25 protein-coding genes are annotated in these 24246 nt (G+C 66.7%); 13 read left to right on the top strand and 12 right to left on the bottom strand.

Annotated features, from left to right (window positions below):
- The first annotated feature begins 44 nt into the window (after window positions 1-44).
- Complete coding sequence (locus Q9R30_RS08400) at window positions 45-980, top strand: fused MFS/spermidine synthase (protein WP_311217298.1); 936 nt, start codon at window positions 45-47, stop codon at window positions 978-980.
- A gap of 28 nt (window positions 981-1008) precedes the next feature.
- On the opposite strand, the gene Q9R30_RS08395 is transcribed toward Q9R30_RS08400, so the two are convergent.
- Window positions 1009-1926, bottom strand: a complete 918-nt coding sequence (locus Q9R30_RS08395) for a LysR family transcriptional regulator (protein ID WP_104996615.1) — start codon at window positions 1924-1926, stop codon at window positions 1009-1011.
- Window positions 1927-2058: 132 nt separating this feature from the next.
- On the opposite strand from Q9R30_RS08395, the gene Q9R30_RS08390 reads away from it, so the two are divergent.
- Window positions 2059-3441, top strand: coding sequence for an MFS transporter (locus Q9R30_RS08390; protein ID WP_311217297.1), 1383 nt, complete (start codon window positions 2059-2061; stop codon window positions 3439-3441).
- A gap of 79 nt (window positions 3442-3520) precedes the next feature.
- Entirely contained in the window at window positions 3521-4270 is a 750-nt protein-coding gene (locus Q9R30_RS08385; protein ID WP_104996617.1) for a 3-hydroxybutyrate dehydrogenase, read from the top strand.
- A gap of 44 nt (window positions 4271-4314) precedes the next feature.
- Here the strand turns inward: Q9R30_RS08385 and Q9R30_RS08380 are convergent, their stop codons facing one another.
- Both Q9R30_RS08380 and Q9R30_RS08375 read right to left on the bottom strand, forming a co-directional pair.
- Window positions 4315-4578, bottom strand: coding sequence for a hypothetical protein (locus Q9R30_RS08380; RefSeq protein ID WP_104996618.1), 264 nt, complete (start codon window positions 4576-4578; stop codon window positions 4315-4317).
- 191 nt (window positions 4579-4769) lie between these two features.
- Window positions 4770-5162 (bottom strand): helix-turn-helix domain-containing protein, encoded by a 393-nt coding sequence (locus Q9R30_RS08375; protein WP_311217296.1) that lies wholly within the window; start codon window positions 5160-5162, stop codon window positions 4770-4772.
- A gap of 99 nt (window positions 5163-5261) precedes the next feature.
- On the opposite strand from Q9R30_RS08375, the gene Q9R30_RS08370 reads away from it, so the two are divergent.
- From Q9R30_RS08370 to Q9R30_RS08350, 5 genes are all read left to right on the top strand, one after another.
- Window positions 5262-6131 (top strand): SDR family oxidoreductase, encoded by an 870-nt coding sequence (locus Q9R30_RS08370; protein WP_104996620.1) that lies wholly within the window; start codon window positions 5262-5264, stop codon window positions 6129-6131.
- Between the two features lie 401 nt (window positions 6132-6532).
- The gene (locus tag Q9R30_RS08365) at window positions 6533-7339 is read left to right on the top strand and encodes an IclR family transcriptional regulator (RefSeq protein ID WP_311217320.1); all 807 of its coding nucleotides are present in this window, start codon (window positions 6533-6535) and stop codon (window positions 7337-7339) included.
- A 217-nt stretch (window positions 7340-7556) separates the two neighbouring features.
- Entirely contained in the window at window positions 7557-9254 is a 1698-nt protein-coding gene (locus Q9R30_RS08360) for a urocanate hydratase (RefSeq protein WP_311217295.1), read from the top strand.
- A 2-nt stretch (window positions 9255-9256) separates the two neighbouring features.
- Entirely contained in the window at window positions 9257-10849 is a 1593-nt protein-coding gene (gene hutH / locus Q9R30_RS08355; protein WP_311217294.1) for a histidine ammonia-lyase, read from the top strand.
- A gap of 162 nt (window positions 10850-11011) precedes the next feature.
- Entirely contained in the window at window positions 11012-11248 is a 237-nt protein-coding gene (locus tag Q9R30_RS08350; RefSeq protein WP_104996623.1) for a hypothetical protein, read from the top strand.
- 96 nt (window positions 11249-11344) lie between these two features.
- Here Q9R30_RS08350 and Q9R30_RS08345 read toward each other — a convergent pair whose 3' ends face one another.
- Window positions 11345-11605 (bottom strand): hypothetical protein, encoded by a 261-nt coding sequence (locus Q9R30_RS08345; protein WP_104996624.1) that lies wholly within the window; start codon window positions 11603-11605, stop codon window positions 11345-11347.
- Window positions 11606-11719: 114 nt separating this feature from the next.
- The gene (locus tag Q9R30_RS08340; protein WP_311217293.1) at window positions 11720-11845 is read right to left on the bottom strand and encodes a hypothetical protein; all 126 of its coding nucleotides are present in this window, start codon (window positions 11843-11845) and stop codon (window positions 11720-11722) included.
- Window positions 11846-11909: 64 nt separating this feature from the next.
- Between Q9R30_RS08340 and Q9R30_RS08335 the strand changes: the two genes are divergently transcribed.
- On the top strand, window positions 11910-12251 hold the full coding sequence (locus tag Q9R30_RS08335) for a hypothetical protein (protein ID WP_311217292.1): 342 nt from the start codon (window positions 11910-11912) through the stop codon (window positions 12249-12251).
- A gap of 69 nt (window positions 12252-12320) precedes the next feature.
- Here Q9R30_RS08335 and Q9R30_RS08330 read toward each other — a convergent pair whose 3' ends face one another.
- The 4 genes from Q9R30_RS08330 to Q9R30_RS08315 are packed head-to-tail and all read right to left on the bottom strand — an operon-like array spanning window position 12321 to window position 15882.
- Entirely contained in the window at window positions 12321-12713 is a 393-nt protein-coding gene (locus Q9R30_RS08330) for a universal stress protein (protein WP_104996625.1), read from the bottom strand.
- Between the two features lie 57 nt (window positions 12714-12770).
- The gene (locus Q9R30_RS08325) at window positions 12771-14372 is read right to left on the bottom strand and encodes a tripartite tricarboxylate transporter permease (RefSeq protein ID WP_104996626.1); all 1602 of its coding nucleotides are present in this window, start codon (window positions 14370-14372) and stop codon (window positions 12771-12773) included.
- Window positions 14372-14875, bottom strand: a complete 504-nt coding sequence (locus Q9R30_RS08320; protein WP_311217291.1) for a tripartite tricarboxylate transporter TctB family protein — start codon at window positions 14873-14875, stop codon at window positions 14372-14374. Before Q9R30_RS08320 ends, Q9R30_RS08325 begins: the two co-directional genes overlap by 1 nt.
- Window positions 14872-15882 (bottom strand): tripartite tricarboxylate transporter substrate binding protein, encoded by a 1011-nt coding sequence (locus tag Q9R30_RS08315; protein WP_104996628.1) that lies wholly within the window; start codon window positions 15880-15882, stop codon window positions 14872-14874. The genes Q9R30_RS08320 and Q9R30_RS08315 overlap by 4 nt, the downstream gene beginning before the upstream one ends.
- A gap of 362 nt (window positions 15883-16244) precedes the next feature.
- Between Q9R30_RS08315 and Q9R30_RS08310 the strand changes: the two genes are divergently transcribed.
- On the top strand, window positions 16245-17822 hold the full coding sequence (locus tag Q9R30_RS08310) for a sensor histidine kinase (protein ID WP_311217319.1): 1578 nt from the start codon (window positions 16245-16247) through the stop codon (window positions 17820-17822).
- Window positions 17819-18487 (top strand): response regulator, encoded by a 669-nt coding sequence (locus Q9R30_RS08305; RefSeq protein ID WP_104996630.1) that lies wholly within the window; start codon window positions 17819-17821, stop codon window positions 18485-18487. Before Q9R30_RS08310 ends, Q9R30_RS08305 begins: the two co-directional genes overlap by 4 nt.
- A gap of 19 nt (window positions 18488-18506) precedes the next feature.
- On the opposite strand, the gene hutG is transcribed toward Q9R30_RS08305, so the two are convergent.
- Window positions 18507-19481, bottom strand: coding sequence for a formimidoylglutamase (hutG, locus tag Q9R30_RS08300; protein ID WP_104996631.1), 975 nt, complete (start codon window positions 19479-19481; stop codon window positions 18507-18509).
- A 179-nt stretch (window positions 19482-19660) separates the two neighbouring features.
- Between hutG and Q9R30_RS08295 the strand changes: the two genes are divergently transcribed.
- Entirely contained in the window at window positions 19661-20965 is a 1305-nt protein-coding gene (locus tag Q9R30_RS08295; protein WP_311217290.1) for a cation:proton antiporter, read from the top strand.
- 49 nt (window positions 20966-21014) lie between these two features.
- Here the strand turns inward: Q9R30_RS08295 and Q9R30_RS08290 are convergent, their stop codons facing one another.
- Window positions 21015-22454, bottom strand: coding sequence for an NCS2 family permease (locus Q9R30_RS08290; RefSeq protein WP_311217289.1), 1440 nt, complete (start codon window positions 22452-22454; stop codon window positions 21015-21017).
- 111 nt (window positions 22455-22565) lie between these two features.
- On the opposite strand from Q9R30_RS08290, the gene Q9R30_RS08285 reads away from it, so the two are divergent.
- The gene (locus tag Q9R30_RS08285) at window positions 22566-23204 is read left to right on the top strand and encodes a copper resistance CopC family protein (RefSeq protein WP_104996634.1); all 639 of its coding nucleotides are present in this window, start codon (window positions 22566-22568) and stop codon (window positions 23202-23204) included.
- Between the two features lie 28 nt (window positions 23205-23232).
- Here Q9R30_RS08285 and Q9R30_RS08280 read toward each other — a convergent pair whose 3' ends face one another.
- Window positions 23233-23859: an FAD-dependent monooxygenase gene (locus Q9R30_RS08280; RefSeq protein ID WP_104996635.1), complete on the bottom strand. Its 627-nt coding sequence runs from the start codon at window positions 23857-23859 to the stop codon at window positions 23233-23235.
- Window positions 23860-24246: the final 387 nt, after the last annotated feature.

Below are 24246 nucleotides of genomic sequence, written 5' to 3'. Positions count from 1 at the left end.
GGGATATTCGAACTGGTTGGGCAGACTGAAGCGGGGCACGGGCAATGGCGAAACGCGGAAAGCCGGGGGGCCGCGGCAGCCGTCCTGCGGCGGGCGTGGTGGAAATGCCGAAGGGGACCCGTCCGAACGGTCCGGTGGAGGGTGTGTACTACATCGACACCGGGGACTGCGAGCTGATCGCAGACCAGGACAACTCCACCGGCTGGCTCCTGAAGATCAATGGCGTCATGAGTTCGCACATCGACCTGGCGGACCCGCTCTTCCTGGACTTTGAGTACATGCGCTGGATGGCTGCGCTCATCGAGTCCCGTTGGCCGCCGTCGGGCGCTTCCTCCGGTGGCGTGCAGAATCGTGAAGCCCCAAAGCTGCGCGGCCTGCACCTGGGCGGCGGTGCCTGCTCGCTGGCCCGCTACTTCCATGCCGTCTACCCGGACGCCCGGCAGGTGGTGGTGGAACTGGACGGCAAGCTGGCGGAGTACGTGCGCGGCTGGTTCGACCTGCCCAAGGCGCCGCTGCTGCGCCTTCGCGTGGGGGAGGCCCGGGAAGTGACCGAAACCTTGACGGCGGATACCCGCGACTTCATCATCCGGGACGTTTTTGCCGGGGCCGTGACCCCGCGCGCCCTGACCACTGCGGAATTCACACAGCACATTAAGCGCGTCCTGGCTCCCGGCGGGCTGTATGTGGTGAACTCCGGTGACGCGCCGGACCTGAAAAACGCCCGGGAGGATGCCGCCACCATCGCGGCCTCCTTCGAGCACACCGTCATCATCGCCGACCCGGCCATGCTCAAGGGCCGGCGCTACGGCAACATGGTGATGGCCGGCAGCGATACACCGTTCGGCGACGATCCGAAGCTGGCCCGGCGGCTTCTGGGCGGTGCTGTCCCGGCGCACCTGTGGGACGATGCGCAGGTCCGGGCCTTCGCGGCCGGAGCCCCGGTCCGCCACGACCCGCTTGCACCGTCCATTGCTCCGTAGCCGCCGTTTTCACGCCTGAAAACGGCAGCTACGGAGCAACGGAGGAGGGTTTGCCCCGGCCTAGCAGTTTCTCCCGGTGCGCGGCCACCTGTTCCCGGAGCGCCTGGACTACTGCCGCCACCGCAGGCCTGCGCAGCGAGTCCGGCCGAAGCACCATCCAGTAGGGCAGCAGTTCGGCGATTTCGGTGGGCAGGAGGCGGACCAGGTCGTCATGGAGGTCGCCCATGAAGCAGGGCAGGAAGCCGATGCCCGCTCCGGCCCGGGTCGCCTCCACGTGGACAAAGACGTTGGTGGACGTCACGCCGTCCCGCATCCCGGGCACCAGCCGGCGCGGCGCGTCCAGGTCGTCCACCTGCAGCATCGAATCCACGAAATAGACCAGCGGGTGCTCGTTGAGTTCGGCCACGCTGGCCGGGGTTCCGTGCTCGGCCAGGTACGCCCGCGAAGCGTACATCCCCAGCATGTAGTCGCCCAGCCGCACCGCTTCGGCCCTGTGCACCTGCGGTTCGCCCACCACCACTTCAATGTCCAGCCCCGAGCGCTGCTGCAGAGCCCGCCTGGTCATGGTGACCACCTCCACGCACAGCCCCGGGTGGTTCCGCCGCAGCCGTGCCACGGCAGGAGCCGCGATGTAGGCGCTGAACCCGTCCGTCGCGGTCATGCGTACCACGCCGGTAATCGGGTCAGGTTCCTTGCCGGCAGGTCCCAGCGAGCCCACCGCCGCCTCCACCTGTTCGGCTACCCGTACCGCCTGGGTGCCCAGGTCGGTCAGTTCCCAGCCCCCCGCCGCCCGTGCCAGCACCCTTCCGCCCAGCGCCTTCTCCAACGCGGCTATCCGGCGGGACACCGTGGTGTGGTTCAATCCCAAGGATTGTGCCGCCGTCGTGAATTTTGCTGACCGTGAGACGGCCAGCAGGACCAGCAGGTCGTCCGGGTTGATTTCCATATCTGCAATTCTGCACACAAAGGGTGCCCGTTTGGCCATTGAATCGCAGACTTTCTGCGGCAATACTCATCTGAGCCCATCGAGTGCTGTGGATCACGGCGCGTGTCGACGCGGACACTAAGGAGAAACCATATGAGCGTAGGACAACGCTCTGCATCAACGGCCGAGTCCGCCCCAAAGGGCGCCGGCCTCAAGAAGATCGTCGCAGCCTCCATGGTGGGCACCGTCGTGGAATGGTATGAGTTCTTCCTCTACGCAACCGCAGCAACCCTTGTCTTTGGCAAGTACTTCTTCCCTGCAACCGGCAACGAGCTGGACGGCATCATCCAGGCCTTCATCACGTACGCCGTGGGCTTCGTCGCACGGCCGCTCGGCGGCATCGTCTTTGGCCAGATCGGCGACAAGCTGGGCCGCAAGCCCACCCTGCAGCTCACCATCGTGATCATCGGTGTGTCCACCTTCCTGATGGGCTGCCTCCCGGGCTTCGCCGAGATCGGGTACCTCGCACCGGCGCTGCTGGTGTTCCTCCGCTTTATCCAGGGCTTCGCGCTGGGCGGCGAATGGGGTGGCGCCGTGCTTCTCGTCGCAGAGCACAGCCCCAACGAGTCCCGGGGTTTCTGGTCCAGCTGGCCCCAGTCCGCCGTTCCGGTGGGCAACCTGCTGGCAACCCTGGTGCTGTACATCATGTCCTCCACCCTCAGCCAGGAGGCATTCCTGGGCTGGGGCTGGCGGGTGGCCTTCTGGCTCTCAGCCGTGATCGTCTTCGTCGGCTACTACATCCGCACCCACGTCACCGAGGCGCCCATCTTCCTGAAGGCCAAGGAACTGGTGGAGCAGGAGCAGGCCGTCAGCTACGGCGTCTTTGAGGTGGTCCGCAAGTACCCGAAGGGCATCCTGCAGGCCATGGGGCTGCGCTTCGCGGAGAACATCATGTACTACCTGGTGGTCAGCTTCGCGATCGTCTACCTCAAGAGCGTCCACAAGTACGACACTTCCTCGCTCCTGTTCGCCCTGCTGATTGCCCACGTCATCCACTTCCTGGTGATCCCTCAGGTGGGGCGGCTTGTGGACAGCTGGGGCAGGAAGCCGGTCTACCTCACCGGCGCCATCGCAGGTGCCACCTGGCCCTTCTTCGCCTTCCCCATGTTCGACACGAAGAATGCGGTCATCATTGTCCTCGCCGTGACCATCGGCCTGTGCCTGCACGCGTTCATGTATGCCGGGCAGCCGGCCATCATGGCCGAGCTCTTTCCCACCCGGATGCGCTATGCAGGGGTGTCGCTGGGCTCACAGGTCACCTCGATCGTCGCCGGCTCGCTGGCGCCGCTCCTGGCAACCCAGTGGCTCAAGGACACGGGCTCATGGGTTCCCACCGCCCTCTACCTGGTGGTGGCCTGCGCCGTTACCACCGCGGCCGTGTTGAGCCTCAAGGAAACCAAGGGCATAGCCCTTGAGGACGTGGACAGGGCCGACGCCGAACGCGAAGGCCTGGCGGTAGCAGCCACCACACGCTGAGCTGCTTGGGTTCGGCCTGCTCCAGTCATACCGGAGCAGGCCGGTTCGTTGACAATCTTTGAACTGGAAGGCTGGGTTAATGGAAGACACGCTGAACGGCCGCAAGGCACTGGTCACCGGAGGAGCAGGCGGGATCGGCGCTGCCAGTGTGCGCGCTCTCGCCGCACGGGGGGCCAAGGTAACGATCGCGGACGTTGACGAGGAAGCCGCGGCAGCGCTCGCGGACGAGGTGGGGGGCACCTCCTGGGCCGTCGACCTGCTGGACGTGGATGCCCTTTCGGCCCTCAGCCTGGACTGCGACATCCTGGTGAACAATGCAGGAATCCAGCGCATCAGCCCCATTGAAGAGTTCGAGCCGGCCGATTTCCGCCGTATTGTCACCCTCATGCTCGAGGCACCCTTCCTGCTGATCCGGGCGGCGCTGCCGCACATGTATGCCAACAATTTCGGCCGGATCATCAACCTTTCTTCGGTGCATGGAATCAGGGCGTCTCCGTTCAAGAGCGCGTACGTTTCCGCCAAGCACGGGCTGGAAGGGCTCAGCAAGGTGACGGCGCTTGAGGGCGGGGCCCACGGCGTCACCTCCAACTGCATCAACCCGGGCTACGTGCGCACCCCGCTGGTGGAGTCGCAGATAGCAGACCAGGCCAAGGTCCACGGCATCCCCGAAGCCGAGGTGCTGGCGAAGATCATGCTGACCGAGTCCGCCATCAAGCGCCTCGTGGAGCCGGAGGAAGTGGCCTCCCTGGTTGCCTGGCTGGCGTCCGACCACGCCGGCATGGTGACCGGCGCCAGCTACACCATGGACGGCGGCTGGTCGGCGCGCTAGCAGGTTGCGGGCGGCACCCAAAAAGCTGGACCGGTCCCAAGGGGCTAGTCCAGCTTTTTGAGCTGCCGGTGGTCGTAGAAGAACACGCCGTGGACGGTGTCCACACCCACGGACGTGCCCTGCAGGAACACCACCAATCCCTCGCGGCGCCCTTTGAAGGGGTCATCCGCCACGACGGCATCACCGATTTTGTAGGGGGACCGTGGGGCGAAGGACCTTGTGACGCGGTTCCATGCCTGCACCAGTACTTTGCTCAGGCTCACAGGCCGGCCCAGGCTGGACGGGTCCTGGATGACGGCTTTGACCATGCGTACCACTCCTCGAAAGCGGCACAGGCCGCTAACCCGCGGTGCAGGTTGCCGGAACGCTCCCAGCAGAGGGCGGCCCTCCCATTCCGGCTGAGCACCTTACGCCAAGGCTAGGCGCTATTCACATCAGTCACACCAGTAACAAGTACTCATTTCGTGACGGCACAGACACTTGCTTGCGGATCCCTTTTTCAGGGTTGGCCGTTGACAATGTCGTCGGCGTTCTCGAAGGCCCAGGCCACCAGCGGAACCAGCAGGGCACTCAATTCGTAGCCGCGTTCGGTGAGGCTGTAGTCCACCCGCGGCGGAATGACCGGCTGCGCCTCCCGGCGGACCAGGCCGTCCCGCTCCAGCGTCTTGAGCGTCTGGGCCAGCATCTTCTCGCTGATTCCCTCGGCCCGGCGCCGCAGGTCGCTCCACCGCTGCTCACCCTCGGACAGGGCGAGCAGGATAAGGACGCCCCACTTGCTGGTGATGTGGTCCAGCACTGTCCTGCTGGGGCACCCCGCCGGGAATACGCCGTCGGCAAGGGCCACGGGAAGGGGCGCCGCCTGCACAGCGGTCTGGGCGGTACTAACTTTCATGTCAGTACCTTACCTCAAAGTGCGTACTCTCTTTCGGGAAGTATTCCCGTATGGGTGCGGTTGTGACCCATGACAGACACCCCATCGGAAGGAATTTTCATGAGCATCGTCATCACCGGAGCAACGGGCCAGCTGGGCCGCCACGCCGTCGAAGCCCTGCTGGAGCGCAACGTTCACGCGGAGGACATCGTGGCTGCGGGCCGCTCCGTGGAAAAGCTGGCCGGCTTCGCCGGGAGGGGCGTTCGGGTCAAAGCCATGGACTACGCAGATGCCCAGTCAGTGGCGGCGGCACTGAAAGGCGCCCGGAAGGTACTCCTCATCTCCGGCAGTGAGGTCGGCCAGCGGGTGGAGCAGCACCGCACAGTCATCGAGGCGGCAAAGGCTGAGGGCGTTGAGCTGCTGGCCTACACCAGCATCGCCAATGCCGACACCACCGCCATGCTGCTGGCGGCTGAGCACCGGGCCACTGAAGCCATCCTGCGGGAGTCCGGTGTTCCTTTCGTCCTCCTGCGTAACGGCTGGTACCTGGAGAACTACACGGACCAGCTGCCCGGCACGCTGGCACAGGGTGGCCTGGCCGGCAGCGCCGGAGACGGCAGGGTCAGCGCAGCGTCCCGTGCTGACTATGCCCATGCCGCTGCTGCTGTGCTCGTCGCTGAAGAGCAGGCAGGCAAGGTCTATGAACTGGGCGGTGACAACGCCTTCAGCATGGCGGACCTTGCAGCCGAAATCACCGCTGCCACCGGCAAGGCCATCACCTACCAGGACCTTCCTGCGCCGGAATACGCCGGAATGCTGGCCGGGTTCGGAGTGCCGGACGCATTCGCGGAAATACTGGCGGATTCCGATCTCGGCATTGCCCGCGGCGACCTCCTTGTCAGCACCGGGGACCTGCGCAGGCTGATCGGCCGCCCGGCAACGTCGCTGTCCGAGGCCGTGCGCGCGGCCGCTGCTGCCGTGGCTGCCTGACCGCATCCCCCAGCGCAACGCCGACGCTCTCTCACTTGATGCGCCATCTGGGCCGACGCTCTCTCACTTTCCCCAAGCGAGTGAGCGAGCGTTGGTTCATAACCGACATTAAGTGAGAGAGCGTCGGTGGTTGTTCGGAGCTGAACGCGGTTCCTTGTAGGGCGCGGCAACCACCGGCGGCGGAGAGGCTTCATCCAGGGGCTCCCGCCCGCCGGTCTCTTCGGCAGGGCTCGATGGCCTTGTCTGTCATCCCGGACAGGAGAAGTATCGGGGTGTCACTGCCATTGACCAGGAGGGCGCAAGCTTGAGTACGGGATCCCGGATAACGCCGGGATGTTCCAGCAAGTAATGAGGAGGATCCGTTGTTGGCTACGGAAGCAGGGCGGGAGGCCGGCGGCGACGTGAAAGCAGCGCCAAAGGCGGCCTCAAAGGTGACGTCCAAGGTCCCCGCCGCAGAGAACACGCTACGCATCCTCAAACTGCTGGCTTCACGGCGGGGGCCGATGGCGGCGTCGCAAATCGCTTCATCACTGGGCCTGCCGCGCTCCAGTGTTTACCACCTGCTGGGAGTGATGGAGGCGAACGGGTTTGTGCTCCACCTGCATGAGGAGCAACGCTACGGGCTGGGCATCAGCGCCTTTGAGCTCAGCTCCGCTTACTCGAGGCAGGAGCCCTTGTCGAGGCTGGGCCGTCCGCTGCTTGCCTCCCTGGTGGATGCGGTCGGCGAGAGTTCCCACCTGGCCGTGCTCCACGGCCGGGATGTGCTGTATATCGTGGAGGAGAGGGCCAAGAACCGCCCCTCCCTGGTGACCGACGTCGGCGTCCGGCTTCCCAGCCACCTCACCGCCAGCGGGCGTGCCATCCTTGCGGCGCTGCCCAAGTCCCAGGTGCGTGCGCTCTACCCCAATGCCGCCGCTTTTACTGCCAGGCATGAGGTGGAAGGCGCCATCATGAAGTACTCGGCACTGTCTTCCCACCTGGACCAGGTCAGGCAGCGCGGCTACGCCACCGAACACGGCGAGGTCACGCCCGGCTTCGGCTCCATCGCAGCCGCGGTCACGGACCACCTGGGATGGCCGACGGCGGCAGTCGCCGTGACGTTCCTCGAGGACAAAGTGCCGGCGGAGCAGTGGCCGGTGCTGGCCGGGCGCGTCCAGAAGGTCGCCGACGAACTCTCGGTCCGGATCCACGGCCGCCCCGCAAAGTAGCCACACGCCAGCCACCCAGCCCAACCCAACTAAGTAGCGCTAAGTGTCGTTTTGAGCTGCCAAAACGACACTTAGCGCTACTTAGTTGAGCGGTGGGGGCACGGGTCTGGAATGCCGGACATGGCCCTACCGAAACCCCTATAAAGCCGTTCCGCAACGGGCTTTAGTTGATACAGAACTTCTTCCACACCACAGACACGAGACGAAAGGAGCCACCATGGCACCCGCCGATTTCACCACCGGTGCCCGCCCGGTCAAAGCAGCCCGCGGCACCGGGCTCACCGCCAAGTCCTGGCAAACCGAAGCGCCGCTGCGCATGCTCATGAACAATCTGGATCCCGAAGTGGCCGAACGCCCCGATGACCTGGTGGTCTACGGCGGCACCGGCCGCGCCGTCCGCTCCTGGGCTGCCTTCGATGCCATCACCCGCACCCTGGAAACCATGGAAAAGGACGAGACCCTCCTGGTCCAGTCCGGCAAGCCCGTGGGCGTGTTCCGCACCAACGAGTGGGCCCCGCGCGTGCTGCTGGCCAACTCCAACCTGGTGGGTGACTGGGCCACCTGGCCCGAATTCCGCCGGCTCGAGGCCGAGGGCCTGATGATGTACGGGCAGATGACGGCGGGATCGTGGATCTACATCGGCACCCAGGGCATCCTGCAGGGCACGTTCGAGACTTTCGCGGCCGTTGCCCGGAAACTCACCGGGGATGAGAACGGCACCCTTGCCGGGACCCTGACCCTGACCGGCGGCTGCGGCGGCATGGGCGGCGCACAGCCGCTGGCCGTCACTCTCAATGAGGGCGCGTGCCTGATCGTCGACGTCGATGAGACCCGCCTGCGCCGCCGCGCCGGCAAGCGCTACCTCGACGAGGTGGAAACCGACCTCGACGCCGCCATCGCCAAGGTGCTCAGGGCCAAGGAGGAGCGCCGCGGCTGGTCCGTGGGCTACGTGGGCAACGCCGCCGAAGTGTTCCCGGAGATCCTGCGCCGGCACAACGCCGGCGAGCTCACCGTGGACATCGTCACCGACCAGACTTCCGCCCACGATCCGTTGTCCTACCTTCCCGAGGGCATCTCCGTGCAGGAATGGCACCGCGAGGCCGAGGCCGATCCGGAGGGCTTCACCAAGAAGGCCCAGGCCTCAATGGCCCGGCACGTCCAGGCGATGGTGGAATTCCAGGACGCCGGCGCCGAGGTCTTCGACTATGGCAACTCCATCCGCGACGAAGCCCGCAAGGGCGGCTACACCCGCGCCTTCGAGTTCCCCGGGTTCGTTCCGGCCTACATCCGCCCGCTGTTCTGCGAGGGACTCGGCCCGTTCCGCTGGGTTGCCCTGTCCGGTGACCCCGAGGACATCCGCGTCACGGACGAGGCCATCAAGGAACTGTTCCCGGAGAACAAGCACCTGCACCGCTGGATCGACGCCGCCGCGGAGCGCGTCGAGTTCGAAGGCCTGCCGGCACGGATCTGCTGGCTCGGCTACGGCGACCGCGCCAAGGCCGGGCTGCTGTTCAACCAGCTGGTCAAGGACGGCAAGGTCAAGGCACCCATCGTGATCGGCCGCGACCACCTGGACTCCGGCTCCGTCGCCTCCCCCTACCGGGAGACCGAGTCCATGGCGGACGGCTCCGACGCGATCGCCGACTGGCCGCTGCTCAACGCCCTGCTCAACACCGCCTCCGGCGCCACCTGGGTGTCGATCCACCACGGCGGAGGTGTAGGCATCGGCCGCTCCATCCACGCCGGCCAGGTCTCCGTCGCGGACGGCACCGACCTCGCCGCCCAGAAGCTCGAACGCCTCCTCACGAACGACCCCGGCATGGGCGTCATCCGGCACGCCGACGCCGGCTACGAGCGCGCCCTCGACATCGCCAGGGAACGCGGCGTAAGAGTTCCCATGAAAGAAAGCAAGTAATCATGACCGCCATTACCCACGAACCGCTGACCGTTACCCTCGGATCCAGCGGGGTCACGCCTGAGGACGTGCTCGCCGTCGCGCGCCACAACGCGAAGGTGACCATTTCCCCGCAAGCCCTGGAAACGGTGGCAAAAGTCCGCGCCCACATCGACGAGCTCGCAGCCAGCGACGTCCCGGCGTACGGCATCTCCACCGGCTTCGGCGCCCTGGCCAACCGGCACATCCCCAATGAGTTGCGCACCCAGCTGCAAAAGAGCCTGATCCGCAGCCACGCCGCCGGCATGGGCCCGGCGGTGGAACGCGAAGTGGTGCGCGGCATCATGTTCCTGCGCGCCAAGACCCTGGCGTCCGGCCGCACCGGCGTCCGGCCAGTGGTCCTGCAGACCATGGTGGATGTGCTCAACGCCGGCATCACGCCGCTGGTCCGCGAGTTCGGTTCGCTCGGCTGTTCGGGCGACCTCGCACCGCTGTCCCACTGCGCCCTGGTGCTCATGGGCGAGGGCGAGGCGGAAGGGCCCGACGGCGTGACGTACGGCGGGCGCGGCGAACAGCCTGTCGCCGTACTGCTTGCCGAACACGGCATCGAACCGGTCACCCTCGCCGAAAAGGAAGGCCTGGCCCTGGTCAACGGCACCGAAGGCATGCTGGGCATGCTCCTCATGGCCATCGCGGACCTTCGCCAATTGCTGACGACGGCGGACATCACCGCGGCGATGAGCGTTGAGGCATTGCTGGGCACGGACCAGGTTTTCCTGCCGGAGCTGCATGCCGCGCTTCGTCCGCACCCGGGGCAGGCTGCAAGTGCCGACAACATGCTGCGTGTCCTGTCCGGCTCGCCCATCGTCGCTTCCCACAAGGTTGGCGACTCCCGGGTCCAGGACGCCTACTCGCTCCGCTGCGCCCCGCAGGTTGCCGGTGCCGTGAGGGACACGGTGGACCACGCAGCGCTGGTGGCATCCCGCGAACTGGCGGCCGCCATCGATAACCCGGTGGTGCTGCCAGACGGAACGGTCAGCTCCAACGGCAACTTCCACGGTGCGCCGGTGGCCTACGTCCTGGACTTCCTGGCCATCGCCGTCGCGGACCTGAGCTCCATAGCGGAACGCCGGACGGACAGGATGCTGGATCCGGCCCGCTCCCACGGCCTGCCGGCCTTCCTCGCGGCCGACCCCGGCGTGGATTCAGGGCTGATGATTGCCCAGTACACCCAGGCCGGGCTGGTCTCGGACAACAAGCGGCTTGCTGTCCCCGCCTCCGTGGACTCCATCCCCAGTTCCGCCATGCAGGAAGACCATGTCTCGATGGGCTGGCATGCCGCACGCAAGCTGCGGAAGGCGGTGGAGAACCTGCGCCGGGTCCTGGCGATCGAGCTGGTGACGTCGGCACGCGCCCTGGACATCCGCACCGGGCTCTCCGGTGGGGTCTTGACGCCGGGGCCCGCGGGCGCCGCCGTCGTCTCCGCTTTGCGCGGCGTGGTGGAAGGGCCGGGGACGGACCGCTTCCTGTCACCCGAACTGGAGGCCGCGGACAAGCTCGTGGCCTCCGGGGAGGTTCGCAGGGCGGCCGAATCCGCCGTCGGAACCCTCTACTGAATCCGAAGAATCTTCAGCGCATGCGCACGAGGCGTCCACCTAATGGAATTTCATCCGACACGTTCCTCCGAGGGGCGCCGAGTGTAGTAGAACTGAAGGTGTAGTGAAAGTCACATCAAAGAGGCTGTGGCGCCGAACGTATACAAAGGGGTAGAAGTTCAAATGAAAGCACGTGGGGCAGTCCTATCAAGGCGCAACGCCCATTCCGCCGCTGTTTCCGACTGGAGAACCCTCAAGGCCGGGGACCGCGTGGAGATCATCAAGCATGCGCATGTGGTTGCCGCCGGGGAGGTGGAGGAGGTGTCCCAGAGCGGAAACGTTCTGTGGCTGGTGCCGGCCGGTCCGTCAGAGAAGCAGCTCTTCCTGAAATCCGACGGCGTGCAGGTGCGCCGCGGGTAGCAGCCCCAGGAGGCACAACAACAGAAATCCCCGCCTACTGTTGACGCAGGGCGGGGATTTCGATTTGTCCGGGGCTTGCCCCGGCAGGATTGCTGGTCAGGCGGCGATGGCCTCGTAGGTCTCGCCGAACGGTACCGATTCGTCCAAGGCTACGGTGTAGCGGCCCGGATGCAGCCTGGTGACCAGGATGCCGCAGGAGGCCTCCTGCGCGGCCACTTCAATCAATTCTGCGACTGCTTCTTCCAGGCCAGCGTGCACTTCGCGGGCGCTGGAAAACTGCAGGTCGATGGTCCGGTTCGCCGGTGCTTCCACAAGGTCGGAAGCAGCCGGAATTCGTTCCAGGGTGGCTGTAGTCATCTACTGAACTTTCTGTGTCTTGTCCCCCAAGGGCCTTCCCATTCTACCGGACGCCGGAGATATGTCAGATGACTGTCCAATGGGAGGCTTGTCCGGCAGGGGCGCCATTCGGGGTCAAGGGCGCGGGCAGGCGTCGACGGCCACGGAGAGGAACCAGTCCCGCACTTGCTGCTTGTGCCCCGTGGCCGCGAGGTGGGCCGGGTGCTGGCCTTCCGGGAACTCGGTGTTGGTGTTCAGCATCGGGCACCCGCGGTAGGAGGGTCCGGCAGTATCCCCGGCGAGTACCTCAAAGACTGCGAGGATTTTGTCCCGGGGGGACGGGTATGCCAAGGACTCTGATTCCCTCGGCGAGCAGATCCAGCGCGCTTTCCCCGCCGCCCGTGTGGTCAAGTCGCTCGACACACTTAACACCGACCTCGTGGCCCGCCCGGACAGCCTTCCCGAGGCCAGCACGGTCTTCGTCTCCGGGAATGATGCCGAAGCCAAGCAGACGGTCACGGAACTGCTCACGGAGTTCGGCCATCAGGACGTCATCGACCTCGGCGACTTTACGACCGCGCGGGGCACGGAAATGCTCCTGCCTGTCTGGCTCCGCCTCTGGGGCGCACTCGGCACGCCGGCCTTCAACTTCAAGATCGTCCGCTGATCGCACGGACCACGCGGCAGGCCCGGTTTAACCATCAGGTTAAACCGGGCCTGCTGTAATTAAGTGGATCTAACCGGCTTTCACAGCCAGCACAGGACAGTCCGCTTCGAGGAGGATGCGCTGTGACACGCTGCCCATGATCAGCTTGCCCACCGGTGTCCGCCGGCGCAGCCCGATCACTATCAGCTCTGCATTGTTCTCCTCCGCCGCATCCAGGACCTCGGCGGCGGCGTCATGGCCGCGCACCGGCTGCTTGATCACGTGGTCGATGCCCTGGGTGGCCAGCCGGTCCTCAATGCTCTGGATCTCCGGCTCCTGGGCGTAGCGGTTGTCCACCAGGGCATCGCCCTTGGACGAGTTGATGACCAGCAGCCTCGAGTTGCTCTTCCGGGCTTCGGTGATGGCCTGGGTCAGGGCTGCTTCGCCCTCGGGGGTCGGGACGTATCCCACCACGATCGTCATGGTGTCTCCTTGTTCTGCTGGTTGTCGGTGAGTTGTGCGTCCGGTGCCTGTGGCGCCTTAGCCGTCACTGCCGCCGTCGGCCGTTCCGTCCGCGCGGTGGCTGCCGTGACTTACGCTTCCGCGCGCTTCCAGCGGCACGGTCGCGCCGGAGTTGGCGGGAACCACCGTGCGTGCCGGCCGGTTCCGCCGGACCAGCTTGAACAGCAGCGGCCACAGCAGGATGAGCCCCACAATGATGTAAATTACGACGGCGATCGGCTCACTGAAGAGCCCTGCCGGATCGCCTGCGCTGAGCTGCAGGGTCTTGCGGAGCTGGCCTTCGATGCGCGGGCCCAGGATGACGCCGAGGATGAGCGGCAGGACGGGCAGCCCGAACCGGCGCATCATGAACCCGAGGGCGCCGAGCACCAGCAGGATCACCAGGTCGAACGCCTGCAGGTTCACCGAGTAGGCGCCGAGCGTGGCAAAAAAGAGGATGCCCGCGTACAGGTACGGCCGGGGGAGCTGCAGGAGCTTGGCCCACAGGGGTGCCAGCGGCAGGTTGATCAGCAGGAGCAGCAGGTTGCCGATGAAGAGGCTTGCGATCAGCGCCCACACCAGCGGTCCCTGGCTGGAAAACAGCTGCGGGCCCGGCTGGATGCCGTACGAGGTGAAGGCTGCCAGCATGACGGCGGCCGTGGCGTTGGTGGGCAGGCCCAGGGCCAGCATTGGCGTCAGGGTGCCGGCGGCGGCAGCGTTGTTGGCCGCTTCCGGCCCGGCGACGCCCTCGATGGCGCCCTTGCCGAACTCTTCCGGGTGCTTGCTGAGGCGCTTCTCGGTGACGTAGGAAAGGAACGTGGGGATCTCGGCGCCGCCGGCGGGGAGGGCGCCGAACGGGAAGCCGAAGGCGGTCCCGCGCAGCCACGGCTTCCAGGAGCGGCTCCAGTCCTTCTTGCCCATCCAGGGCCGGCCCACCGGAATCACATGCAGCGGGGTGCGGCGCAGGTGGGCGGCAACCCACAGGGCTTCACCGACGGCGAAGATGGCCACGGCCACCACCACGATGTCCAGGCCGTCCGCGAGCAGCGGCTGGCCGAAGGTCAGGCGGCGCTGGCCGGTGACCGAGTCCATGCCCACCAGGCCGATGGCCAGGCCAAGTGCCAGCGAGGCAAAGCCGCGGAGCCGGGACGAACCAAGGACTGCGGTGACGGCCAGCAGGGCCAGGACCATGATGGCGAAGTAGCTGGGTGCACCCAGGCTCACGGCGAACTTGACCACGATCGGGGCGAAGACGGCCAGCAGTGCGGTGCCGATGGTGCCGGCAACGAACGAGCCGATGGCCGCCGTCGCAAGCGCCTGCGCCGCCCGCCCCGCCTTGGCCATTTTGTTGCCCTCGATTGCCGTCACTACGGACGACGATTCTCCCGGCGTATTGAGCAGGATGGACGTGGTGGAGCCGCCGTACATGCCGCCGTAGTAGATGCCGGCGAACATGATGAAGGCGCTGGTGGGCTCAAGGGCGTAGGTGACGGGCAGCAGCAGGGCCACGGTCATGGCCGGGCCGAGCCCGGGGAGGACGCCGACGGCGGTGCCCAGGACCACGCCGATCACGGCGTAGAGGAAATTCATGGGGGTGAGGGCGGTGGCGAAACCGTCCATCAGTGAGGACCAGACGTCCATCAGAGGATTCCTTCCAGGAGTCCGGCGGGCAGTGCGATGCCGAGGCCGAGGTAGAAGCCGTAGAAGGTCAGCAGGGACAGGGCTACGGAGATGAGCCCGTCGCGGAAGTAGTGCCGGCTGCCCAGTGCCAGGACGCTGCCCCAGAACAGGACGGTGCCGGAGATGACCCACCCGGCCCAGTCGATAAGCAGGATGTTCAGGATGAAGGCTCCGGCCAGGGGCAGGATGGTTTTCCAGTCCGCGGGGTGGGTGAGGTCAACATCCTCGCCGCCTTCCGCCTCGCCCTGGCCGCCCCGCATCACGTTGATGGCCAGCAGGACCGCGCATGCAACCAGCAAGCCGGCCACGATGTACGGGACTGTTTTGGGACCCACGGGGTCCGACTGGGAATACGGGGTCACCAGGCCGTTGGCGTCCAGGAAGACAAGGACGCCGGCCGCGCCGAGCAGGAGGGAGACTCCCAGCTCGGCGCGGCCCTTAAGGCCTGTGGTCAGAGGGCTCACGCCAACCCAAGCTTGGTGAGGACGTCCGCCACCCGCTTGTCCTGCTCGGTAAGGAACGTTTCGAACTTCTCGCCGGTGATGAAGGCGTCGGTCCAGCTGTGGGTCTTCAGTGCTTCCTTCCAGCCCTCGGTGGCGTGCATCTTTTCAAGGGCGGCGATCAGGGATGCCTTGTCCTGGTCGCTGATGCCCGGAGGGGCCACGATGCCGCGCCAGTTGGTGAACACCAGGTCGATGCCTGATTCCTTCAGCGTCGGGGCGTCGACGCCCTCGAGCCGCTTTTCGCCGCTGGTGGCAAGGACCCGGACTTCGCCGGACTGGATCTGCTGCAGGTATTCGCCGGCGCCGGAGGCTGCAAAGCCAAGCTTGTTGCCCAGGATCGCGGGCAGGAGGTCCCCGCCGCCGTCGTAGGAAACGAAGTTCACCTTGGTGGCGTCAATTCCCACGGCGCCTGCAAGCTGCATGGGCAGCAGGTGGTCCGGGCCGCCGGGGGAGGAGCCGCCGCCTACGGAGATGGAGCCCGGGTCAGCCTTCCAGGCCTTCACCAGGTCGTCGATGGTCTTGTACGGGGAATCCTTGCCGACCATGATGGCCCCGGGCTCTTCGATGAGCCGCGCAAGCGGGGTGGTCTCGGTCAGCTTGGACTCGGACTTGTTGGTGTAGCTGGCGCCCACCACGCCAAGGCCCATGAGCATGGCGAGGTCGCCGTTGCCCTTCTCGTTGACAACGCGGGCAAGGCCCACCGTGCCGCCGGCACCGGCGAGGTTGAAGACCTCGGTGTTGGTGGAGATCTTCTCGTCGTCGAGGACCTTGGCTGCGGCGCGTGCGGTGGTGTCGTAGCCGCCGCCCGGGGTGTTGGGGACCATGATCTGCAGCCCGGTGATGGGCCCGGCTGCAGCGCTGGAGCTTTCCGAACCGGTGGAGCTCTTGCCGGTGGCACCGCAGCCGGTGGCCATCAGGGCGATGCCGGCAGCGACGGCGGCGACTCGCAATGCGCGGATCTGGCGCATGGTGTTCCTCTTCTCAGTAATGCAATTCTCTACAGGATGATCAGCGGACCTGATCTGTGCTTCCGATGCTAGGGCCCGCCGTGACGGACCTCACTCTTGTGTACGCAGAGAAAGTTAAGTTCATTGCGTTCACGTTTCCGGCGCCCCACCGGGCACCCGCACCGCGACCCACCAGGTACCCGTACAAGGCCGGCACGTGGAAGCCTCCTGCCGGAGCACGGGCGGCGGTGGGATATAGTTCCCGGTACTGCCGCAGGGCCGGCCCACGCGCCAGGAACAGGCACGGCGCCAGGAACAGGCACGGCACCAGGAACAGGCATCAAGAAACAAAAGGAACCACCGCAGTGACTCGACGAAGAGGAATGTCCCTCGCCGGGCAGTACCTTGTGCTGCAGTTGCTGATTGTCCTGGCCGTGCTGGTGGCGGTGGTGGCCATCTCGCTTGCCCAGTCCGCTGCCGCCTTTGAACGGACGGAGGGCCGCAGGGCCCTCTCGGCCGCGGAAGCGCTCGGCAACAATCCTGCGGTGCGGGCGCTGCTGCCGGACGCCGAGCCACGTGTCGGTTCAGCGCTTCCCGCCGTAGCCGAGTCGGTCCGCACCGTCTCTGGCTCGTCCCACGTCACCCTCGCGAAGCTGGACCGCACGGTGGTTGCGGCGTCGGACCCGGGCCTGCTGGGCGAGCCGCTGGAACTGGGCGCCAGCAGGGTCATGGAAGGGCGCGCCTGGACCGGTGTGGTGGACCAAGGCGGCAACGCCGTCCTGTCCGCGCACGTTCCAGTCCTTGACGATGCTGGAAAGATGATCGGGATCGCAGCCATTGGCCGCAACTACCCGTCCACCCTTGAAAGGCTGGGCGACGCCGTCCCCAACCTCCTGACGTACCTCGGCGTAGCCAGCGTCCTGGGAGTGGCGGGATCCCTGCTGCTCTCCCGCCGGGTCAAGCGGCAGACCCTCGGCATGGAGCCCAGCGAGATCACCGGGCTGGTGGAAAACCGGGAGGCGATGCTGCACGGGCTGAAGGAAGGCGTGGTGGCGCTGGACCCCAATGAGCGCATCACGGTAGCGAACGACAGTGCGCGGGAGCTCCTCGGACTGCCGCCGGACTGCGTGGGCAGGAAGCTCGGATCCCTTCCCGTGGACCCGGCGCTCAAGGTGGTCCTGACCCGCGAACAGCCGGACCCGGACCAGCTGGTCCTGGTGGGGGAGCGGCTTGTGGTGCTCAACCGTGTTCCCATCCGGTCCCGCGGCCGGGACATCGGCTCGGTCACTACCCTCAGGGACCGGACGGAGCTGTCCTCCCTCGAACGTGAGCTTGGCGCCACCCGGACTGCCACGGACACGCTGCGCGCCCAGGCCCACGAGTTTGCCAACCAGCTGCATGTCATCTCCGGCCTGATCCAGATCGGCGAATACGATTCCGTGGTGCAGTTCGTCAACGGCGCCACGGTGGACCGGACCAGGCTGAACGACGAGGTAACCAGCCGGATCCAGGACCCTGCGCTCGCCGCACTGCTGATTGCCAAGTCCAGCCTCGCCACTGAACGCGGCGTGGCGCTGCAGCTTGACCCGGCGTCCGCCCTGGGCCCGGTCAGCGACGAACTGTCCCGCGATCTCACCACGGTGGTGGGGAACCTGGTGGACAACGCGTTCGACGCCGTGACGGGACTTCCGGAGGCCGCCGTCAGGGTGCTAGTGGAGGACGGCAGGGACCACGTCACCGTCACGGTGCGGGACACCGGACCGGGCGTTCCGGGCGAGTCCGTGGAGGACATCTTCCGCCAGGGGTTTTCCACCAAGGAGGCAGGCCCGGCCGAGGGCCGCGGATTCGGGCTGGCCCTCTCGAGGGTGGTCTGCCGGCGCTCCGGCGGGGACCTCACGGTGGCCAATGACAACGGAGCAGTCTTCACCGCACGGCTGGGGAAAGGGGCAATGAAGCCATGATCAACGTGCTGATCGTCGATGACGACTTTATGGTGGCCAAGGTCCACGCCGGCTTCATCCAGCGGACGCCGGGCTTCGCCGTGGTGGGCGTGGCCCACACCGGTGCCCGGGCAGTGCTCGAAACGGAGCGGCTGCAGCCGGACCTGGTGCTGCTGGACATCCACCTGCCGGACATCAACGGGCTGGAGCTCATGCACCGGCTGCGGGAGGTGGCCCCCGAGCTCGACGTGCTGGTGATCAGCGCCGCCCGGGAAGTGGAGACCGTCCGCAAGGCCCTCCGCGGGGGCATTGTGCACTACCTCATCAAGCCGTTTTCCCAGTCGGACCTCCAGGAGCGGCTGGAGCACTACCGGAGCGCCTACCATGGCCTGGACTCGGCCAAGGATGTGGCCGAGCAGTCGGACGTCAACCGCGTCTTCGGACTGGACCGCACCGAGCGTCCGCTTCCCAAGGGCTGCAGCATCGAAACGCTCAAGCTCGTGGAGGCCACCCTCAACGCCGCCGAAGGTGATCTTTCCGCGGCCGAGGTCGCGGAGCAGCTGGGAACCTCCCGGGTCAGCGCCCGCCGCTACCTTGAGTACCTGCACGATGAGGGGACGCTGGAGGTCAGGCTTAAGTACGGCGTGGGCCGCCCGGAGCGCCGCTACGTGCTCAAGGGCAGGTAGCCCCGCCCCGGGGCCCGGTTCAGCGCAGCAGGGTGTCCAGCAGCCGGGCGGCAACCCGGGCGGTCCTGCCATCGATATCAAACTCCGGGTTCAGCTCGGCGATGTCGAGGTGCAGCAGCTTCCCCGACCCCGCCACCTGCCGGCACACTGCGCTGATGACCGGCAGCGGCACGCCATACGCTGCGGGTGCACTCACGCCCGGCGCCACCGCTGCAGGCAGCACGTCAAGGTCGATGGTCAGGTAAAGCACGTCGATGCCGGCCAGGAAGCCCGCCACGAACTCCCGGACGCGCTCTGCGCCGCAGTCCTCGTCCAGCAGGTACTGCACGCCCAGCTTCCGGGCAGTATCGAAGAGGGCGCGCGTGTTGTTGGGTTCGGAAATTCCGACGACGGCGTACCGGAAGTCGCGCCCGGCGGCTGCTTCCGCGCGGGCCATCTGGAGGAACGGCGTCCCCGAGCTGGGCGCTGGCTCGTCGCGGAGGTCGAAATGGGCGTCCAGGTTCAGGATCCCGAGCCGCTGCCCGCCCTGCACCGCCGCGGAGGAGCTGACCCCAAGGTAACTGGCATACGCGGTTTCATGGCCGCCGCCCAGCACCGCGGGAAGCTGCCCGGCGTCGAGCAGCGCAGCGACAGCCCTCCCGGCGCGTTCCTGGCCGGCTTCAAGGGCGCCGCCGGACACCACAACATCCCCCGCGTCGGCCACGGTCCGGCCGAGGTGGAACGCCAGGGGGCCCAGGGCATGCCGGATGGCGGCCGGCGCGGCCGCCGCGCCGGTGCGGCCCTTGTTCCGGCGCACGCCCTCATCGCTGGCGAAGCCAAGCAGGGCAGCGGGTTTTGCTGTGCGGACCGCGCCCTCGCCGCCCGCACCCTCCTGCGCCCCGCCGTCGTAGGGAACCACCGCCTGCCACCAGCGGCGGTGGCTGGCGTCGTCGCCGTCGAACCTGCCCGTCCAAGGCTGGGGCGGGACATCGACGGCAGGTATCCGAGGGGTCATACCCCAAGCTCACCGTAACTGGACAGCGAAAACCAGCATCGCCGCCGTCGACCTGTCTGGAATCGAAGATCATCGGCGCCTGCCGGCAGCAGGGGCTATTGTGGATCAGTCCCTCCCCGGGGGCCGTACCACCTTGCCTGCGCCGAACGGGCGCAAAAAACAGGCCGGAGAACAGCTTTATGTTTGAAGCCCCCAACATCCTGTTTGCCGCCGCCGGCGTCGCAGTGTTCGTGGCCGCAGTACTCCCCAAGCTGCTGCGCAACATGCCCTTTTCCATGCCGATGGTCTTCCTCGGAGCGGGTATGGCTGCTTTTGCCCTGATCCCCACCCTTCCCGATCCGGACCCCATGGCGCACAGCGACTTTGCCCTTCATCTCTCTGAAGTGTGCGTGATCATCTCGCTGATGGGCGCCGGGCTGGCGCTGGACCGGCCGGTGGGACGCCAACGCTGGGCCACCACCTGGCGGCTGCTGGGAATCGCCATGCCCCTCTGCATCATTGGGCTCACGCTGCTGGGGCTGTGGTTCCTGGGCCTGGGCCTCGGTGCAGCACTGCTGGTGGCCTCGAGCCTTGCGCCCACGGATCCCGTCCTCGCCTCCGAGGTGCAGGTGGGTGAACCGGCGGACCACGACGACGGCACCGACAAAGAGGACGAGGTGCGTTTTGGCCTCACGTCGGAAGCAGGCCTCAATGACGGGCTGGCGTTTCCCTTTGTCTACCTGGCTATCGCCATCAGCATCGTCGGGTCATCCCCGTCGGCGTGGTTCCCGGAATGGTTCGGCGTGGACGTCCTGTGGCGGCTGGCGGTCGGGCTGCTGCTGGGCTTCCTGACCGGGAAGTTGCTGGCGCGGATTTTCTTCTCTGCCCGCGCAGACAGCCTGCGGCTGTCCAACCATTCCGAGGGCTTCGTGGCCCTCGCCGCCACGTTCCTGACCTACGGTGCCACGGAGATGGTGGAGGGTTATGGCTTCATCGCGGTCTTTGTCTGCGCTGTGACCATCCGGGCCGCCGAGCATACCCACGGCTACCACCGGGTGCTGCACTCCTACGTGGAGCAACTGGAGCGGCTCCTGACGGTGGTGATCCTGGTCCTGCTGGGCGGTGCGATTGCCCGAGGGCTGCTGGAAGGGATCGGCTGGGCCGAGGTGCTGGTGGCGCTGGCATTCCTGCTGGTGATCCGCCCGCTGGCCGGCTGGGTGGGGCTGCTGGGCGGCAAGACCGGCCCGCGGGAGCGGATTGCGCTCTCCTTTTTCGGGATCCGGGGGATCGGCTCGCTCTACTACCTTTCCTATGCGCTGGGCAAAGGAAAGTTCGCTGACCAGGCGGAGTGGCTCTGGGCATTCGTGGGGCTGGTGGTGGCGCTGTCGATCGTGGTCCACGGCGCCACCACCTCACCGCTGATGAACCGGCTGGACAGGCTCCGCGAGAAAAAGGCCCGCGCAGTGTCCGGTGATGAGGGGCTGGCCCCCAACACGCCCGTGTAGGTCGGCGCAGTGCCGTGCGGGGGTGTGGGTTCCTGTCCAGGCCGCCGCGCTACATCCCCAGGGCGGCCTCGATGGGGCCGACGGCGAAGAACAGCAGGAAAGCAGCGGCCACCGCCCACATCAGCGGGTGGATCTCCTTGACGCGTCCCTGGACGGTGCGGATCAGCACAAAGGCGATGAACCCGGCGCCCAGGCCGTTGGCGATGGAGTAGGTGAACGGCATCAGCGTGAAGGTCAGGAACGCCGGGATCGCAATGCCCCAGTCCTGCCAGTCGATCTTGCCCACCTGGGACACCATCATGAAGCCCACCACCACCAGTGCCGGGGCAACGGCCTCGAAGGGCACCAGGTTGATCAGCGGGGTGAAGAACATCGCCACCAGGAACAGCAGGCCGGTAACGATCGAGGCAATGCCCGTCCGCGCGCCTTCGCCAATGCCGGCGCCGGCTTCCACGTAGATCTGGTTGGAGGACACCGAGGCGCCGCCGCCCACGATCGCGCCGAGGGCGTCCACCTGGAGGACGCGGTCCACGTCCGGGATGTTGCCGTGTTCGTCCACGGTGCCTGCCTCGTTGGCCAGGCCCACCATGGTTCCCATGGCGTCGAAGAAGATGCTGAGCAGGATCACGAACGCCAGCAGCGTGGCTGCCACGAAGCCGAGGTGCTCAAAGGCGCCGAAGGGGTTCGCCTTGCCAATCAGCGACAGGTCCGGGGCGGCCCATCCCGTGAATTTGGGCGCCACCAGGGACCAGCCCTGCGGGTTGAAGGTCTTGCCGTCGAAGCTTGGTCCGATGTGCAGGGTCATCTCCAGGAGCACGGAGATGACGGTGGAGGTGATAATGCCGATCAGGATGGCGCCCTTGACCTTGCGGACCACCAGGGCGATGGTCAGGACCAGGCCGAACACGAACACTGCCGTGGGCCAGCCCAGGAGCTTTCCGTCGAAGCCAAGTCCAACGGGCACGGTGGTGCCGGCCACATCGGGGATGCGGCGGACGAAGCCCGCATTGACCAGCCCGATCAGCGCGATGAACAGCCCGATGCCCACCACGATGGCCGTCTTGAGCCCGTCCGGTACTGCCTTGAAGACGGCAGTGCGGAACCCGGTGAGGACCAGGATGAGCATGGTGACGCCGGACAGGACCACCAGGCCCATCATGTCCGGCCAGGTCAGTCCCGGATTGGTGGCAACGGTGACGGCGACGAAGGCGTTGACGCCCAGGCCCGTGGCCAGCGCGAAGGGGTGCTTTGCCCAGGCGCCCATCAGGATGGTGAGGAGGCCCGCCACGAAGGCCGTCACGGCGGCGACTGCCGTGAACCCCAGCGTGGCGCCGCTGGAGTCCGGGCCGGAGAGGATCAGGGGGTTGAGCACCACGATGTAGCTCATGGCGAAGAATGTGGCGAACCCGCCGCGGATCTCGCGGGAAAGGTTGGAACCGCGTTCGGTGACCATGAAGTACCGGTCCAGGGCAGAGCCTTGCTTAAGCATTAGTCCTCCGGGGAAGTCTGTGGGGATACCTGAATCCTATGGGGACGGCGGCGGGGCGGCAGGCAATTTCGCCTAGTCTGTAAGGAAGCCAACACAAGGAGCCGCCCCAGCATGCGTCCCATCCGCCGCCAGATCCTGGCCCTTGGGCTCGGATTCCTCGTTTTCGCCGCCGCCGTGCTGGGCCTTGCCGGTCCCGCAGCCGCGCATGATGCAGCCGAATCCACCAGCCCCGCCCAGGGCGCCTCGGTCCCGGCGCCCCCGGAACAGGTCTCGGTCACGTTCAACAAGAACCCGCTTGGGATGGGCGCTTCCATCTCCATCAAGGACGCCGCCGGCGCCGAGTGGGCAGAAGGCGCGGTGGAGATCGTGGACAACGTGGCGTCCCGGAAGGTCAGGGCGGGAGCCCCCGCCGGGCAGTACACCGTTGCCTGGCGCGTGGTCAGTTCGGACTCGCATCCCATCGAGGGGACATTTGTTTTTGCGGCCGCTTCCGCTGCGCCGGGCACGTCGCAGGCGGCAAGCCCGACGGCGGCCGGTACGGTTCCTGCCACCGCCCCGGCCGTTGGCAGCGCCCCCGCCATGGGGACCGCCCGGCCCGGAACCACCGCCGAACCCGCGGACCCGGCTGACGCGGCGCAGCCGTTCCAGTGGAGCATCGTCATTTTCGCCGCCGTCGCGGCGGGGCTGCTGGCCACCCTTGCCGTCCTCGCCCGGCGCAGGCTCACGGCAGGCCCGGACGAGGAGGGCTGACGGGCGCCGGCGGGTGCATTGACGGACGCTAGCAGGGCAGGGCCGCGAAGCTTCCGGTTCCCGGAAAAGCAACGCTGTCCGGATGTACTTTGGCGGAAATCGCCTGGCCCACGGTCTTGGCCTGGCGCAGTACCTCTTTGGGCGACGGGGTGATGAGCTCGCCCACGCCCACCAGGTAGATGCCGATTGCCCGCATGGCAGCGGTGAGGTTGCGGCCCACGGCGATCCCGAAATCGTTGATCATGCGCCGCAACTGGCTGTGGGCGCACCGGGTCAGGACAATATGGTCCGCCACCAGGATGCCCGTAGGCGTGTGGACTTCCCACTGCGGAGCGGCGGTTCCCGGCGCAGTCCCGGCCAGCATGGTCAACTGGACGGCGCGGGTAGTGTGCCGCACGTCCACGGCGTGGCTGGCGGCGTAGTTGCGCAGGTGCCGCAGGATCTCGTTCCGTTCACGAAGGGTGACGGAATCGGCCGCGTCGCAGCGTTGAAGGGAAGCTGTGTTGGCCGGCTGCGCGGCGCCAAGGATGTCCAGTCCGTCCACCACTATCGAGTCCACTCCGCGGCGGCACAGCTCGGCGGCCACGGCAAGGCCGGACAGGCCGGTGCCAATGATCACAGTGGTGGTCTGCTCGGTCCCGGCATTCCCAGGCATGCTTGACACTACAGGTTCCCTCCTTCGAAGTTTCGGCAGGTGCAGGCGTCCTCGCCGGCGCGCGTCCCGTTACCCCCAAAGTCCGGCCGCAGTACATTGGCGGGCACCCCTGACGGAAAGAGGCAGTAGGCGTCCCGGACCAACAATGTCCTGAAGACTACAGAACATTTCCGGCGGTGGATAGCCCAAGCCGAAAACACTTGCCTCCCCGTTGAAGGCGCTTTCCCGGACACCCCGGAAGGCCTGTGGACAACCGGACTTTCCGGGCCTGTGCAGGCTTGCTAAGGCAGGGGCGACGGAGAATAGTGGGAAGCGGAAGCAGGCCTTTCTTCCCAGCTCAGACGGGGGTACGGGTGCACGGGGAATGGTCCGGCTTCTGGCAGAATA

This window comes from Arthrobacter sp. AB6 (assembly GCF_031844545.1).
Taxonomy (GTDB): domain Bacteria; phylum Actinomycetota; class Actinomycetes; order Actinomycetales; family Micrococcaceae; genus Arthrobacter.
Note: the sequence above shows the minus strand (reverse complement) of the source record. Positions and strands in the feature narration are given on the sequence as shown.

Excerpts from the sequence above, each read along its gene's own strand:
- Q9R30_RS08400 (WP_311217298.1), top strand. The coding sequence starts at position 45 with ATGGCGAAACGCGGAAAGCCGGGGGGCCGCGGCAGCCGTCCTGCGGCG.
- Q9R30_RS08395 (WP_104996615.1), bottom strand. The coding sequence starts at position 1,926 with ATGGAAATCAACCCGGACGACCTGCTGGTCCTGCTGGCCGTCTCACGG.
- Q9R30_RS08390 (WP_311217297.1), top strand. The coding sequence starts at position 2,059 with ATGAGCGTAGGACAACGCTCTGCATCAACGGCCGAGTCCGCCCCAAAG.
- Q9R30_RS08385 (WP_104996617.1), top strand. The coding sequence starts at position 3,521 with ATGGAAGACACGCTGAACGGCCGCAAGGCACTGGTCACCGGAGGAGCA.
- Q9R30_RS08380 (WP_104996618.1), bottom strand. The coding sequence starts at position 4,578 with ATGGTCAAAGCCGTCATCCAGGACCCGTCCAGCCTGGGCCGGCCTGTG.
- Q9R30_RS08375 (WP_311217296.1), bottom strand. The coding sequence starts at position 5,162 with ATGAAAGTTAGTACCGCCCAGACCGCTGTGCAGGCGGCGCCCCTTCCC.
- Q9R30_RS08370 (WP_104996620.1), top strand. The coding sequence starts at position 5,262 with ATGAGCATCGTCATCACCGGAGCAACGGGCCAGCTGGGCCGCCACGCC.
- Q9R30_RS08360 (WP_311217295.1), top strand. The coding sequence starts at position 7,557 with ATGGCACCCGCCGATTTCACCACCGGTGCCCGCCCGGTCAAAGCAGCC.
- hutH (WP_311217294.1), top strand. The coding sequence starts at position 9,257 with ATGACCGCCATTACCCACGAACCGCTGACCGTTACCCTCGGATCCAGC.
- Q9R30_RS08350 (WP_104996623.1), top strand. The coding sequence starts at position 11,012 with ATGAAAGCACGTGGGGCAGTCCTATCAAGGCGCAACGCCCATTCCGCC.
- Q9R30_RS08345 (WP_104996624.1), bottom strand. The coding sequence starts at position 11,605 with ATGACTACAGCCACCCTGGAACGAATTCCGGCTGCTTCCGACCTTGTG.
- Q9R30_RS08340 (WP_311217293.1), bottom strand. The coding sequence starts at position 11,845 with ATGCTGAACACCAACACCGAGTTCCCGGAAGGCCAGCACCCGGCCCAC.
- Q9R30_RS08330 (WP_104996625.1), bottom strand. The coding sequence starts at position 12,713 with ATGACGATCGTGGTGGGATACGTCCCGACCCCCGAGGGCGAAGCAGCC.
- Q9R30_RS08325 (WP_104996626.1), bottom strand. The coding sequence starts at position 14,372 with ATGGACGTCTGGTCCTCACTGATGGACGGTTTCGCCACCGCCCTCACC.
- Q9R30_RS08315 (WP_104996628.1), bottom strand. The coding sequence starts at position 15,882 with ATGCGCCAGATCCGCGCATTGCGAGTCGCCGCCGTCGCTGCCGGCATC.
- Q9R30_RS08310 (WP_311217319.1), top strand. The coding sequence starts at position 16,245 with ATGTCCCTCGCCGGGCAGTACCTTGTGCTGCAGTTGCTGATTGTCCTG.
- Q9R30_RS08305 (WP_104996630.1), top strand. The coding sequence starts at position 17,819 with ATGATCAACGTGCTGATCGTCGATGACGACTTTATGGTGGCCAAGGTC.
- hutG (WP_104996631.1), bottom strand. The coding sequence starts at position 19,481 with ATGACCCCTCGGATACCTGCCGTCGATGTCCCGCCCCAGCCTTGGACG.
- Q9R30_RS08295 (WP_311217290.1), top strand. The coding sequence starts at position 19,661 with ATGTTTGAAGCCCCCAACATCCTGTTTGCCGCCGCCGGCGTCGCAGTG.
- Q9R30_RS08290 (WP_311217289.1), bottom strand. The coding sequence starts at position 22,454 with ATGCTTAAGCAAGGCTCTGCCCTGGACCGGTACTTCATGGTCACCGAA.
- Q9R30_RS08285 (WP_104996634.1), top strand. The coding sequence starts at position 22,566 with ATGCGTCCCATCCGCCGCCAGATCCTGGCCCTTGGGCTCGGATTCCTC.
- Q9R30_RS08280 (WP_104996635.1), bottom strand. The coding sequence starts at position 23,859 with ATGCCTGGGAATGCCGGGACCGAGCAGACCACCACTGTGATCATTGGC.